This is a genomic window from Pirellulales bacterium (assembly GCA_036267355.1).
GTDB lineage: Bacteria > Planctomycetota > Planctomycetia > Pirellulales > DATAWG01 > DATAWG01.
The window spans coordinates 16,222-29,573 of record DATAWG010000044.1; the positions used below are offsets into that span (position 1 = coordinate 16,222).

The 13,352-nt window shown below is 60.7% G+C and carries 8 protein-coding genes; 3 read left to right on the forward strand and 5 right to left on the reverse strand.

The window, feature by feature from the left end; translation table 11 throughout:
• The first annotated feature begins 174 nt into the window (after positions 1-174).
• Positions 175-2,397, forward strand: a complete 2,223-nt coding sequence (locus tag VHX65_07725; protein HEX3998421.1) for a PAS domain S-box protein — start codon at positions 175-177, stop codon at positions 2,395-2,397.
• A 19-nt stretch (positions 2,398-2,416) separates the two neighbouring features.
• On the opposite strand, the gene VHX65_07730 is transcribed toward VHX65_07725, so the two are convergent.
• Positions 2,417-3,715 carry an NAD(P)/FAD-dependent oxidoreductase gene (locus tag VHX65_07730; protein ID HEX3998422.1) on the reverse strand — a complete coding sequence of 433 codons (1,299 nt, stop codon included), beginning with the start codon at positions 3,713-3,715 and terminating at the stop codon, positions 2,417-2,419.
• Positions 3,716-3,824: 109 nt separating this feature from the next.
• Positions 3,825-5,801, reverse strand: a complete 1,977-nt coding sequence (locus VHX65_07735) for a mucoidy inhibitor MuiA family protein (protein ID HEX3998423.1) — start codon at positions 5,799-5,801, stop codon at positions 3,825-3,827.
• A 319-nt stretch (positions 5,802-6,120) separates the two neighbouring features.
• Here VHX65_07735 and VHX65_07740 point away from each other — a divergent pair, with 319 nt between their 5' ends.
• Positions 6,121-6,570, forward strand: coding sequence for a hypothetical protein (locus tag VHX65_07740; GenBank protein HEX3998424.1), 450 nt, complete (start codon positions 6,121-6,123; stop codon positions 6,568-6,570).
• A 105-nt stretch (positions 6,571-6,675) separates the two neighbouring features.
• Here the strand turns inward: VHX65_07740 and VHX65_07745 are convergent, their stop codons facing one another.
• From VHX65_07745 to VHX65_07755, 3 genes are all read right to left on the reverse strand, one after another.
• The gene (locus VHX65_07745; GenBank protein HEX3998425.1) at positions 6,676-8,136 is read right to left on the reverse strand and encodes a sialate O-acetylesterase; all 1,461 of its coding nucleotides are present in this window, start codon (positions 8,134-8,136) and stop codon (positions 6,676-6,678) included.
• A gap of 390 nt (positions 8,137-8,526) precedes the next feature.
• Positions 8,527-9,420, reverse strand: coding sequence for a DUF58 domain-containing protein (locus tag VHX65_07750; protein HEX3998426.1), 894 nt, complete (start codon positions 9,418-9,420; stop codon positions 8,527-8,529).
• Between the two features lie 166 nt (positions 9,421-9,586).
• A complete protein-coding gene (locus tag VHX65_07755) occupies positions 9,587-10,333 on the reverse strand; it encodes a sugar phosphate isomerase/epimerase (protein HEX3998427.1) in 747 nt (248 codons plus the stop codon).
• Between the two features lie 455 nt (positions 10,334-10,788).
• Between VHX65_07755 and VHX65_07760 the strand changes: the two genes are divergently transcribed.
• Positions 10,789-13,335: a heme-binding protein gene (locus VHX65_07760; GenBank protein HEX3998428.1), complete on the forward strand. Its 2,547-nt coding sequence runs from the start codon at positions 10,789-10,791 to the stop codon at positions 13,333-13,335.
• The last annotated feature ends 17 nt before the right edge of the window (positions 13,336-13,352 follow it).

Sequence of the window (13,352 nt, forward strand, 5' to 3'; positions counted from 1 at the left end):
CGTATCTCTATCCTAACCGTTGGCGTGTGCCAACATACCACCCCACCAAATGAAGTGGACCGTGCGGTTGCTATTATATTGTCACCTTCCATTCTCACTGGAGATATTAAATCACACGTTGACGACGCACAAAGCCGTTCGCAGCGACGACATTGCCGACGGTATAGGTGGATTATGAATATTCTGGTGGTTTCCGAAAGCCCCGATTTGCGAAGTGAGTTGCAATCGCGATTCGATCGCGGTGGCCTGACGGCAAGCTATGGCACTCATGACGACGCAATTTTGGCCGGCGGCCAGGTAGCATTGCCTGCACTCGTGGTGCTGGATTCGGCGGCCGGCAATCCTTGGGCATTATGCCGGCGAATTCGCGATCGTGCGGGAAATATGGCCCTGATTTGGGTCATTGTTCGTGAAAGCGGCAGCGAGGCCCTAGGCGCCGCTTTGGCCGCAGGAGCCGACGATTGCTTTGCCTTGCCGTCTGACGTGCCGCGGTTAGATTTGCGGTTAGCCGCAGCCACGAGGCAAATTTCCGCTTTGGCGGAAGTCGGGCGCGTCAAGATGGAGATGCGCGAAAGCATCGAGCGCTGGTCGTTGGCGCAGCGCGGCGCGCGTGGCGGCGTCTGGGATGCGCGCCCTGGCAAGCTGCCGCTCGACTCGCCCGAGGCGCCGGTCTGGTATTCGTCGGAGATGAAACAACTGCTCGGGTATTCCGAGGAAGAATTTCCCGACAGGCTTGGCAGTTGGCTATCGCGGGTCCACCCCGACGAAGCACGTTCCGTGATGCACGCGATTCTGCATTGTTTGGAAGACAAGTCGGAATTCGAAATCGAATATCGATTGCGAACTAAGAAAGGCGACTACATTTGGGTCAACAGCCGCGGGCAAGCGATTCTCGATGCCGAAGGACAGATCGTTCGCGTCACGGGCAGCATGCGCGATATCACTGAGAACCGCCGTATTGCCGAGAAATTGCAGGAGAGCGAAGCGCATTGGCGATCGCTCGTCGAAAACGCTCCCGACATCATTACCGTCGTTGCACCGGACGGAACGATTCAGTTCATGAACCGCGATTGGCGTGGGATTACCGAGGCGCGATCGCTTGGCCGCGACCTGATCTCGCTGGCGCCGCACGACCAGCGCAAAACGATGCGCAGTACGATCGAAGAAGTCATCCGCTCGGGCCAGTCAGGACGCTTCGAGTTGACGTTGCCCGGCGCCGACGGCAAATTGTGTTGGTATGCCAGCCGTGTCGGGCCAGTGCATCGAGCCGATGGCGTCACGGCCTTGATCATCATCACCACCGACATCACGTTCCGCAAACGCGCCGAGGAGGAACGCGAACAGTTCGTTGCCACGATCGAAAACAGCAGCGACTTCATCGGCATGGCCGACGCATCGGGAAAATTTCTACACGTCAATCCGGCGGGTTGCGAGCTGATCGGCTTGCGCGATCAGCCGAGCGTGAGAGAAATGTCGCTGGCCGATATCTATGCGGCCGATTGCCGGGCGCGGTACTCCGATGAAATCCTGCCGCTGGTGCAGGCCGAGGGGCGTTGGTCGGGCGAAATCCGCTTTCGCAACCTGCTCACCGGACACGCGATCGACGTTCATCAAAAGATCTTTCTTGTGCCCTACCCGCAATCCGGCGCGCCGCTGTGCCTGGCAACGATTTCCCGCGACATCGGCTCTCGGAAGCGGCACGAGGCGGCGCTGCGGCAAGAGCAATCGCTGTTGCGCAAGCTGCTTGATTTGCACGAACGGGACCGTCAGCTCGTCGCCTACGAGATCCACGACGGGATGGCCCAGGAAATGGCGGCAGCGGTGATGCATTTTCAGGCATTCCAGCACACGGCCACGGAAATGCCGGAATGGAAAGAATTCGAGCGCGGCTTGAACCTGCTCCGCGAAGCGGTGCAAGAAGCCCGGCGGCTGATCAGTGGATTGCGTCCGCCGGTGTTGGATGAATTCGGAGTGATTACGGCGATCGAATACCTCGTCAACGAGTTTCGGTCCGAGGTGCCAGACATCCGATTTGTCCACCACACCAAATTTGGCCGGCTTGCCGCGCCGCTGGAAAGCGCGATCTTTCGCGTGGTGCAAGAAGCGCTCTCGAATATCCGCCGCCATAGCGGGAGCCGCCGCGCCAAGATCGAGCTCTTCGAGCATGGCCAGCAGGTGCGATTGGTCGTGCGCGATTGGGGAAAGGGCTTCGATCCGGCGAAGGTCCGCGAAGGGAGTTTCGGCTTGCAAGGCATTCAGCAGCGCGGCCGCCTCCTGGGAGGCAAGGCAAGCATCGAAAGCCGCCCGGGCCAAGGAACAACCGTGGTCGTCGATTTCCCGCTGATTCTCGATCGTAGCGAAACGGATGCGGCCGGCCGCGCGGAAGAGGGCTCATAGTGCCGGTGGTGATCGTGCCTCATTGCATCGCCAGGATTTCGGCGGCGGCGCGATAGCCGCTGGCCAACGCGCTGGCCACCGTGCCGCCGAAGCCCGATTCCGTCGCCTCGCCGGCGAAGAACAGTGTGCCGGCAACCGGTTGCGATAGTTCTCTCGTGGCATCGCTCCCGCCGACCATGACGTAGCTGTAGGCGCCCCGGGCAAATGGATCGGCCGGCCAATTGGCCACGTGTGCAGAGCGGAGCCGGCGTTCGATTCCGCCGCGCGGCATGCCGAGGCCCCGCGCGATTGCGGCGAGTCCTTCGGCGAGGATAGCTGCGTCGGAAAGCTCGGAAAGACGATCGGCCAGCGGACCGCCCGACCATCCCGTGAGCACCGGCACATGCTGCGGCAAAAGCGTCCACCAGGTGGGAAACAGTTCGTCGGGCAAGTATAAGAACGACATGCCGCCGTATGCTTCCCGCTCCCAAAACGGCTCATCGAAGCGAAGGACCAGCTTTACCACCGGACCCATTTTCAATTTCCCCAGCGCCGGCCGCTTGTCGGTCAGTTCCGGCGAGAAGCGAACGGCGCCGGTCGAACCGGGCGGCGCATGCAGCACGCCAAGCGGCAGCGTTACAAGGGCTCGCGGCGCGATCCAATGTTCTCCAGCCGCACTCTCGACATCCACGTGCCCCGGACGCCAGGAAATGGCGGCGACGACGGTGCCGAGCCGAACCGATAAACTGTTTTGCTCGGAATTGGTTTGCAGCCAATCGACGACTTGGCTATAGCCGCCGGGCAGCCGGAAGCTTTGGTCCGCGCCGATCCGTTGCGATGCGCGTTCCGCGTCGCGGAGCGATTGGGCGCTGATCAACCGCTCATCGGCTGCTTCGAATCCCTCAATGTATTGCCGCGCCGCCGTTGTTGCCTCGGTCGAGGCATTGCCGGCATGCGATTGCGAAAAATCGGCGAACGATTGGTCTTCCGCACCGATCTGCTCCAGCCGGCCCAGCACGTCTTCCATTTCTTTCCACTGACCCGAGGGCTCGAGCCGATCGCCGGATCGATGCCATTGGTTGCCCTCGACCTCGTTGGTCGGCAGGTCGGCCGCTTCGACGATAGCCCACGTTTCGTGTGGCTTGCCGTGGATGAATTCCGCGCCCCCTTCGATCGGGCCGGGCCAATCGGCGTCGAACCGTGTATCGATCCGGCCGCCGATCCGCTCCCGTGCTTCCAAGATCAAAGTGCGCAACCCGGCCTTGGTCAGCCGATTCGCCGCGGCCAATCCGGCGGCGCCGGCGCCAATGACGATGACGTCCGTTTCGCGATCGTTCATGTCGATTCGTCCAAAGAAAGCGGCCCTCCGGACACGGGCCATGGTTCCGTGGGCCGCTCTAAGGATTGCAAAAATTGCGCCGACGCTAAGGCCTATTAACCCAGACCGCTCAATGCGTCAGCGGCAGGCTGGCGATCGATAGCTGCTTGTCGTATTCCATCTGCATCTGGTAGTCGAGGGTGAACATCTTGGGGCCGATCGATTGAGCGGGAACTTTCACGTCCCAGCGCAGCAAGCCCTTCTTGCGGTCTTGCTGCTCGTAGCGAGTGTCGTCGCTGAGCTGTTGACCCGGCTCGGCGAGCGTCAGCTTCACTTCGCTTTCCTTGGCAGACGGCATGCGATCCAAAAGCCGCACGGTGGCCGGCGCGCTGCCGAAATTTTCCAGTGCGAGTTGATAGGTGAAATCGACCAGCCGATTGCCGCCTTGGATCGATTCGTCTTTTTTCAACAGCTCGCGATGGGCCCGGAGCGAGCTATCGATTCCCAGGCCGATCGTGAAGCTTTCGCCGATGGCCACCGTCGGCAGATCACCGTGGCCGACGAACTGGCCGGAAACATAGGTCGACACCGGGCCGGCCAACAAGACCGTTTTTCCGTCGTTGACAATCGACGCTTCGTCGTAGACGTAGCTGGTCAATACCGGCTCGGCGACCTTGTAAAGATCCGCCTTCATGGTCAGCGAAGCAATTTGGATCAACTGCCGATCGGACCGGCTGGGCAGCGTCGTGCGGGTGGCCAATTGATAGCTGACGGTGACACCGGCCGTATCGGAGGGCAAGGCCGTCTTCGATTTCCGCTCGACCTTTGCCGAACTAACCAGATCGAGCACTTGCGATTCCTGGGCGACTTCGTTCAGCGTGGTGTCGAAGTCTTGCTGAGGAGCGGCCGGAGCGGCCTGTTGGGCGGAGGAACCGTTAAGGGTGAGCGTACCCGCGTTTATTGTCGTGGCTCCGGAGTACGTATTTGCGCCGTTGAATTGGACTGCGTTGCGGCTCATCTCGATTTGCTGGCGGCGCTCGTCGAGTTCTTTCTTGGCGGAAAAATAGCCCTTGGCCCCAGCCATGCCGCCCCCCATGCCTTGAGCCTGCAATTGAATACCCTGGTGCAGCGAAATCGTCAGCGGCTCGAGCACCGGGGCCTTGGCCACGAGCGACGGCGTGGCAGTCGAAAGCGTCATGGCGACACCGTCCCAATCTTCGCCGCTCATTTGCTCGATCGAGGCGTTGTATTCGACCACGACGCCCTGGTGCTTGGCGTCGGTGCGAACGTTGTACGACGGATCCCAGGTGGCCCCATCGACCAAGTAGCGCAGCCGCATCCGCCCCCCGTCTCCCTTGAGCTGCACGAACACCACAGCTTCGCGAATCGATCGAGCCGAGCCGGAAGTGAGCTGATCGCGCTGGCGATTCAATGTGTTCAATTTGTCGTTCAACTGGCGGGCTTCGAAGGTGAGCTTCAACTGCTTTTCGGCAATCGCGGCGCGTTGGTCGAATTGAAATGCCGTAAGGCTTTTGAGTGTTTCCGCATTGAGCACTCCCTTCGTCAATTCGGTGCTAGCCGTGGGAGCGGTAAACTGCTCGAGTTTGTCCATGTAATTGATTTGCTGCGTGAACACTCTCGCCTGCTCGGCGTTGGTTTGCAACTGATCTTGCGTCGCACGGATGTCGTCATCGAGTTTGCGGACCTCGGCCCGTACGTCGCGCTCGACCGGCCGAATGCGATACAACACGCTGCGAACCTCGACGCCGTCGGCGTTTTCGGCATAGATGCTCCCCGGCTCGATCCGCTCCGGCAAGTCGGTGACCACGATTTCGCGCAAACCGGCCGGACCGGGAACGTCGACCAATCGCGTCACGAGCGCTTGGCCGCGATACACAGTCACCTCGTCGATCTTGCCGCGAGTCGCCGGTTCGGCGGCATTTTTCGCGGCCGGCTTGGTCGGCTCGACGGTGGCAGCGGGCACCGGATCGTCTGCCCTGGCCAACAGCGCCAACACCAAGACGCCAGCGCAGCCGGCGGCGAGCGCCAGTGCGAAACGTTTTGGCGACGATTTGACCATTGGCGACGTTTTTTCAGTCGATTGCATGATTTCGAACTCCTGGGCAAATGATTCTTCAGCGACGAACCGGTGCAGGACCGAACGATCCCGCGAGCGAAGCAGCCGGCTCCATCTTTCGACGCATGATACCCGGAAATCGTTCGTCCCGGCAGCGAATCGCCGGGCGAAGTTACCGCGGCGTTACAGATGAGAAATCGCACCCGGTCCCGCCTCAGACTCGCTCGGAGCGAAATTGTGATTGTCGGCTCGCCGCCGGCCGGGCACCCGATCACGGTACAAAGATTGCTGTGCCGGTAGCAATCTATCGGCCAATCCAAGATCGATTTTTTTGCACCGGAGGTGTGCGATGGTTCGAAATCTGATGAGCGTTGGCGTGTGGGCCGCTTTGGCGTTCGCGGCAGTCGTCGGTTGCAACAAAAAATCCGAGTCGGGCGGACCCGGAGCAGTTAGCTATGCCGGCAAGAAACCCACCGGCGCAACGGGCGAAGATGTGTTCGGCCTCATCATGCCTGCCGCTGGGGTCACGATCCGCCGCGGTACCGCCACCGAAGTCAATTTCGGCATCGAGCGCGGAAAGACGTTTGATCAGGAGGTGCTGCTGCAATTCACCGACTTGCCGAAAGGTGTCGCATTCGAGCCGATCGAACCGGTAATCAAGCGCGGCGAGCAACGGGTCAATATCCGCTTCACTGCCGACCAAGACACGCCGACCGGCACCACGACCGTAAAAATCAGCGGTACGCCGTACAAGGGCCCGCGGGCGACGAACCAGTTCAAGCTCACGATCGACAAATAGCGATCGACAAGCAACTATTCCCGAGCGGTAGCCGATTCACGAAAGATTCGGCCACCGCCCGAGACTTGCATCGTTTGAAAGTCGGTTTACGTCGAAATTACGCCTTCACTTTGCGGATTTCGGCGTTTTTGCTGCGGTGCCGGGCTGCTCGGTGCGGACCGGTGGCAATCCGCTGTCGGTTCGGAAGGGGACTGCCGGCAGGCCTTCTTTGCTTTCGAGATTTGGCTGTGCCGTATCGTGGAATGCGAAGCGCACGGCCACGGGATTCGACACCTTGTCGCTCTCGACCACGACAGTCGAACCCTCGATCTCGGCCTTAGCCGGCTGGAATTTGCCGTCCGGGCCGGTGATCGTGAATTCCGTGAGCGGCTTGCCGTCGCGCGATTTCAATCCGCCATCGAGATGGTCGAAGGAAATCTTGATCTTGTCGCCATCGATTTCCATCGACTTGTAGATCGGTCCGGAATACTCGACGTTTTCGCCGTACACTTTTGCCAGCGCCCACATCGCCAGCCGCCGGCCCACTTCCTGCTTGTTTTTGGGGTGGATGTTTTTCAGTTCGCCGATGTCCATCGTCGTAATGAGGCCGGTGTTCGGCACCGATTCCGCGGTGTAAACCTGCGATTCCCAAAGTTCGGCTTCGGGAATGCCGCCGTGATAATCGAAGGGAGCAATTTGAACGACTCCGAACGGGAAGTCGCCCTGCTTCCATTCGCTGCGCCAATTGCGGATCATCGTCGGAAGCAGCTCGCGATATTGGGCGGCCCGGCCGACGTTGGCCTCGCCCTGATACCAGATGGCGCCACGAATCGCGAACGGCACCAGCGGAGCGATCATGCCGTTGTAGAGCGACGAATTTTCGCCGTGACCGGCCAGGTCTTTGAGCAGCGGATTCGCTTCGAGTGCTTTCTTGCTGGTCCAAAGCTCGGCGGCGGTGCCGCCCCACGAAGTGTGAATCAGGCCCACCGGAACCTTGAGCTTCTTATACAGATCGCGGCCGAAGTAGTAAGCCGCGGCCGAAAAACCGCCCCAGCCGCCGGTCGAGATCGTCTTCGAATTGCACTCCGCCCAACTCCCCTTCACGTCGCTGGCGGGTTCGCGGACCTTTGATTTCGTGACCGTAAATAGGCGGATATTGGGATAATCGGCGGCCTTGATTTCCGCGGGAGCGTTTTGGGCGATGCCGATTCCCATTTCCATGTTCGACTGCCCCGAGCAAATCCACACCTCACCAACCAGGATATTCTTCAGCGTGATCGGCTCGCCCGACGAGCCTTTAATGGTCATTTCCAGCGGCTTTTCATTGGGCGTGGCTTCGAGCTTGGCGAGCTTGACTTCCCAGCGGCCGTCGTCGCCCGCCTTGCCGCTGACGGATTGGCCGGCAAAATTGACCGTCACCTCTTCCCCTTTGTCGGCCCAACCCCAAATCGGCACCGGGCAACCCTGTTGCAATACCATGTCGCCGCCAATGATGGTCGGCAATTTCACGGCCGCCATGGCGGCGCCGGCCCAACAGCCAATCGCAAGCGTGAGTACAAGAACAAGATAACGGGGCGTGCGCGACATCGCGGTTCTCCTCCAAAGATGGTGAGCAGGGATGGTGGGATCTTTCCTTGGGGCGGGACAGCCGGGCGCCCGGGCGAAACCGAGGCTTCGCCGTGGGATCCTGCTGCTGGAGGAAATCTTGCGCTAGCGGCAACCCAATTGCAAGGGTCGAACCGCATTCTCTTGCGGAAGACACACGCGCGTTTCAAACTGGCATTGCCCCCTGTGGCGTGTGCCGCTGGCCAGCGCAGTCGGCCAGTGCCGATGCGCGGTTTGACTTCGCCGCTTCGAACGGGGCCGAACGGCGACGATCCTTGGGGGCCCCTGCCCCACGTGGCGCTCGCATTGGTAGACTTCCCTTGCCAGTGGCACACGATCGACGGTCGCACGGCAACGGCGATCGCGCCTGCTCTACTTCACCAAGCCGCGGCGGCGCAGATAGCCGAGCACCATTTGGTCGACCGGCACATCGTTGCGGGCCAAGAGATACGACATGCCGCGACGATTGCAAAACGTGCGAGCGCCGTCGACAAACGCTTCAACGGTTTTCTTGTAGCGAGCCATCAGCGGCGCGCTGACGGTGATGTCCGCCTCGTCGCCGTCTTCGCAATCCACGAGCCGCAAATCGCCCGTGATCTCCGGCTCGATTTCTTCGACGCTCAGCGTTTGAATCACGTAAACATCCATCTGCTGCGCGAGCAAGTAGCGCAGGGCGGTCTCATAGCCCTGCTTGTCCATCAGGTCGGTGATGAGCACCAAGATCCCTTTGCCCGAGTTGCGAATGCAAAAGTTTTTCACGCCGTCGGCGAGTGAAATCTTTTCTCCGCACGAGATCGAATCGAGCCAATCGATCATTCGCCGCAGGCTTTGTCGGCCGCGAAGCGCGGGGCCTGGATGCCGGACCGATTGCCCGAGCGTTTCAATCCGCACGCGGTCGGCCCGGGCAAGCCCGATGAAGCCGAGCGCGGCCGCGAGCTGCTTGGCGTACTGCAACTTCGTGGGATGCCCGAAATCCATCGAAGCGCTAGCGTCGATGAGCGCGAAGAAATGCAAATCTTCTTCCTCAAGAAACATTTTCAGGAACAGGCGGTCGAGCCGGGCATAGGTGTTCCAGTCGATGAACCGCAGATCGTCGCCGGGCACGTAACCGCGGAAATCGGCGAACTCGACGCTCTGCCCCTTCCGCGTGCTCCGCCGCTCGCCTTTCATCCGCCCCCGAAAAATCTTGCGGCTAATCAACTCCAGCCGCTCGAGCTGCACCAATAGCTCGGGAGTGAGCAGCGAAGTGGAGATGGCCGGGGGCATGGCACGAGAGGCTGTGAGGCTTTGAGACAGTGAGGCTTTGAGACAGTGAGGCTTTGAGACTGTGAGGCTTTGAGACTGTGAGGCCATGAGGACGAAGAGACGAGGACAAGGAACCACGCCGCTTGTGCGTCCTAATAGCCTCGCAGTTTCAAGCCTCACAGCCTGCCTACTGTAGGCTTTCGAGCAGGAGCCGCATCTTGCGCAGTTCGCCGACGTGGTCGACCTCCGCCATCGGCTTGATGCACACCGAAAGGGCCCGCTGGTAGTGGACCATGCTGAGCTGGGTCACGAGCCGGCCGTATTCGATCTCCCCCTGGCCGACACGAACCTGAAAAGCATCTTTGCGGGTGTCGCGGAGGTGGACATGGTAAACGTGCTTGAACACGTGTTCGTAGTTGGCTCCCTTGTGCGGACCGAAGATGAAATGGCTCGGATCCAGGGTGATGCCCAAGCCTTTCACATTGCCGCAGAGGACGATTGCCGTGTCGGGATCTTGCGTGATTCGGCCGACCTCGGTTTTCACGCCCACCAACACGCCGTCGCCCGAAGCGATCGACACCAATTCGCGGAGGCGTTCGATTTCGGCATTGAAGGGCGTGCCAAGCTCGGCCCCGGGCACGGTGATCGTCACCACCTTGGTGGCTTTGGCCAACCGGCAGCAGGCGGCGAATTGCTTGTAGTAATCGTCGCCTGGCGCGATGTCGACATCGTAGGCCACGGGAGTGAGCCGGTGCGTGTCGCGGCAGACGGCCACGGCCCGTTCCAAATCGGCCAGAACCTGCGACGGCTTCAGTTGTTTGCCGGCCTCTTTGATCGCGATTTCGACGTTCGTGAATTCCAAATCCACGAGCCGCTGCAGCGCTTCCTCGTGGGACAAATCCGGAAAACATTCGGTGGATGCGGCGACTAACACGCGGGAAACTCCCTTTTCAGGCGGTGAATCATCTGGGGGCGGAAACCGCCGATTGGACGAGGCGTCCGTTTCGTGCGATTAGCTTACATCCGATCCTGCCGTTCTGGCAACACCCGACTTGCCTGCCCAACGGCACAGGGACGGCATTCGTGCGTTGTCGAACGCTGGCCCCACAGCGCGTAAATCCGTAGGGCTTCCGCATCCTGTTGCTGGCTAACTTTCGTCTCGCGCCGCTGGACCTCGGTCATTACAGGCCTCAAGCTGTAGCAATGGTTCGCCCCTTTTGCGACGCCAGCTTTATCAGAGCAGATTTTCCGCCGACTTTCGAGACGCTTACGCTTTCGGCGCCATGGCGCGGCAACTCTTGTAGCGGTGGAATTCTCGTTTGGGCCAAGATAGACTGAGTGGTTCCGATCCCGCCCTCCCAATCATCCCCCCTCCCGAGCGCTGTCCCCATGAAGCGAATCGCCGCCCTTGGTCTATTGGTCGCCCTGTTTGGCGCTGCTCTGTTGTTCGTTCTCACCTCGACGAGCAATCAAGCGCGCGCCGCCGGCAAGAATTCGAAGAAACATCCGGTTGAAACTGGGCCCGCTCTCGAAGCCACGCCGCTCGACGCGATCCAATCGCTCCCCGGCTTCAAGGTCGAACGGCTCTATTCCGTTCCCGCGGCCAAGCAAGGCTCGTGGGTCAGCATGACCGTCGACGACAAAGGCCGGCTGATCACCTGCGACCAATACGGTTCGCTCTACCGCGTCACGCCGCCGCCGATCGGCAGCACTGGGCCGATCGACGTGGAAAAACTCGAGGCCGACATCGGCGGCGCACAAGGCTTGCTCTATGCGTTCGACAGCCTGTACGTCGTCGAGAGCGAACGAGTCAAGAAGCCGCAAGGCCTCTATCGCCTGCGCGATACGAAGGGCAACGGCCAGTTCGACAGCGTCGAACTGCTGCGCCGGCTCAACGGCGGCGGGGAGCACGGCCCGCACTCGGTGATTCTCGGCCCCGACGGCAAATCGCTGTACATCGTGGCCGGAAATTTCACGCGCACGCCCGACCCTGAAAAATCGGTGGTCCCAAAGATTTGGGGCGAAGATCAGTTGCTCAAGCGATTGCCCGACGGCAACGGCTTTGCCGCGAACCTGTTGGCTCCCGGCGGCTGGGTTTGCCGAACTGATCCCGACGGCAAAACGTGGGAACTCACCGCCATCGGCATGCGCAATTGCTATGGCATCGCCTTCAACACGTTCGGCGATCTGTTCACCTACGACAACGACATGGAATGGGACGTTGGCTTGCCGTGGTATCGGCCGACGCGTGTTTGCCATCTCACGAGCGGCTCGGATTCGGGCTGGCGAAACGGCTCGGGCAAATTTCCCAGCTATTATCCCGACAACTTGCCGGCAGCAGTCAACATCGGCCTCGGGGCGCCGACGGCCGTCGCGTTTGGCTACGGCACGAAGTTTCCCGCCAAATACCAGCAAGCCCTCTACATCCTCGACTGGACCTACGGGGTGATCTACGCCGTGCACCTTGAGCCGAACGGTTCGTCCTATCGCGGTACTGCCGAGCGGTTCGTCTCCGGCCAGCCGCTGCCGGTGACCAATCTGGCGGTGGGGCACGACGGCGCCCTGTATTTCACGATCGGCGGCCGGCGAACACAGTCGGGCCTCTACCGGGTAACCTACACCGGGAGCGAATCGACCGCCCCTGCCAAGCCCCAGCCAAACGCCGAGGCCGAAAAAGCTCGCGACCTTCGCCACCAGCTTGAAGCGTTTCACGGGCACGCAGACCCGAATGCCGTCGCCGCGGCGTGGCCGCATCTCGGCAGCACCGACCGCTTCATCCGCTGGGCCGCGCGAACGGCGATCGAATTTCAACCGGTTTCAGATTGGCAAGACAAAGCGCTCGCGGAAAAAGATCCTGAATCGCTGCTCACGGCAATGGTGGCGCTGGCTCGTTGCGGCGACAAGACCGCGGAGCCCGCGATCGTTGCCGCCTTGAATCGCTTGGATTGGAATTCGCTCGGCCATGATCGACGCTTGGAGTTGCTGCGAGCCTACGAACTGGCCTTCGCGCGGATGGGCAAGCCCGACACCGGCATTGCCAAGTCGGTGATCGACCGGCTTGATGAAGCATTTCCGGCCCACGATGTCGATGCCGATCGCGAGCTAAGCGCGGTGCTGGTGTATCTCGACGCTCCGGATGCCGTTGCAAAATCGATCGCGCTTTTGAAAACCGCGCAGTCGCAGGAGGAGCAGATCTGGCTCGCCTACGTGCTGCGGACGGCGGAAACCGGTTGGACGATGGCCAACCGCAAGGCCCTGTTCGAATGGTTTCAGCGTGCGGCGGAATTCCGCGGCGGTCATAGCTTCCCCGGCTACCTGCGCGAAATGAAAGCCGACGCCGTCCGACATTTATCGGCAGACGAGAAGACGGCGCTGGCAGAGGTTCTCAAGGATCGGCCGCGGGCCAGCGCGCCGCTGATGCCGCCGCGGCCATTCGTGAAGAAGTATACGATGGCCGAGGTGCTGCCGTTGATTCAGGCCGGCCTGAAACACCGCAATTTCGACCGCGGCCATGAGATGTTTGCCGCGGCCAATTGCTTCCGTTGCCATCGCTTCCAATCCGAAGGAACGACGGTCGGGCCAGACCTGACCGGCTGCTCCGGCCGATTCAACGTTCACGATCTTTTGGAATCGGTAGTCGAGCCGAGCAAGGTCATCGCCGATCAATATCGAGCGACAATTTTCGTCCTTGCCGATGGCCGCACGGTGGTCGGAAGGATCTCCAATTTCTCCGGCGACTCGATCATGGTTGCCCCAAATTTGCTTGCGCCCGACGAGCAGGTGGCCATCCATCGCCACAACATCGAATCGATGCGTGCTTCGCCGATCTCGCCGATGCCCACCGGCCTGCTCGACACGCTGACGCAAGACGAAGTGCTCGACTTGATGGCCTACTTGCTCTCAAACGGCGACCGCAACAACGGGATGTTCCACTAAAGCAGGCAGATTTAACC

Coding starts and splice junctions, on each gene's coding strand:
- VHX65_07725 (HEX3998421.1), top strand. CDS start 175: ATGAATATTCTGGTGGTTTCCGAAAGCCCCGATTTGCGAAGTGAGTTG.
- VHX65_07730 (HEX3998422.1), bottom strand. CDS start 3,715: ATGAACGATCGCGAAACGGACGTCATCGTCATTGGCGCCGGCGCCGCC.
- VHX65_07735 (HEX3998423.1), bottom strand. CDS start 5,801: ATGCAATCGACTGAAAAAACGTCGCCAATGGTCAAATCGTCGCCAAAA.
- VHX65_07740 (HEX3998424.1), top strand. CDS start 6,121: ATGGTTCGAAATCTGATGAGCGTTGGCGTGTGGGCCGCTTTGGCGTTC.
- VHX65_07745 (HEX3998425.1), bottom strand. CDS start 8,136: ATGTCGCGCACGCCCCGTTATCTTGTTCTTGTACTCACGCTTGCGATT.
- VHX65_07750 (HEX3998426.1), bottom strand. CDS start 9,420: ATGCCCCCGGCCATCTCCACTTCGCTGCTCACTCCCGAGCTATTGGTG.
- VHX65_07760 (HEX3998428.1), top strand. CDS start 10,789: ATGAAGCGAATCGCCGCCCTTGGTCTATTGGTCGCCCTGTTTGGCGCT.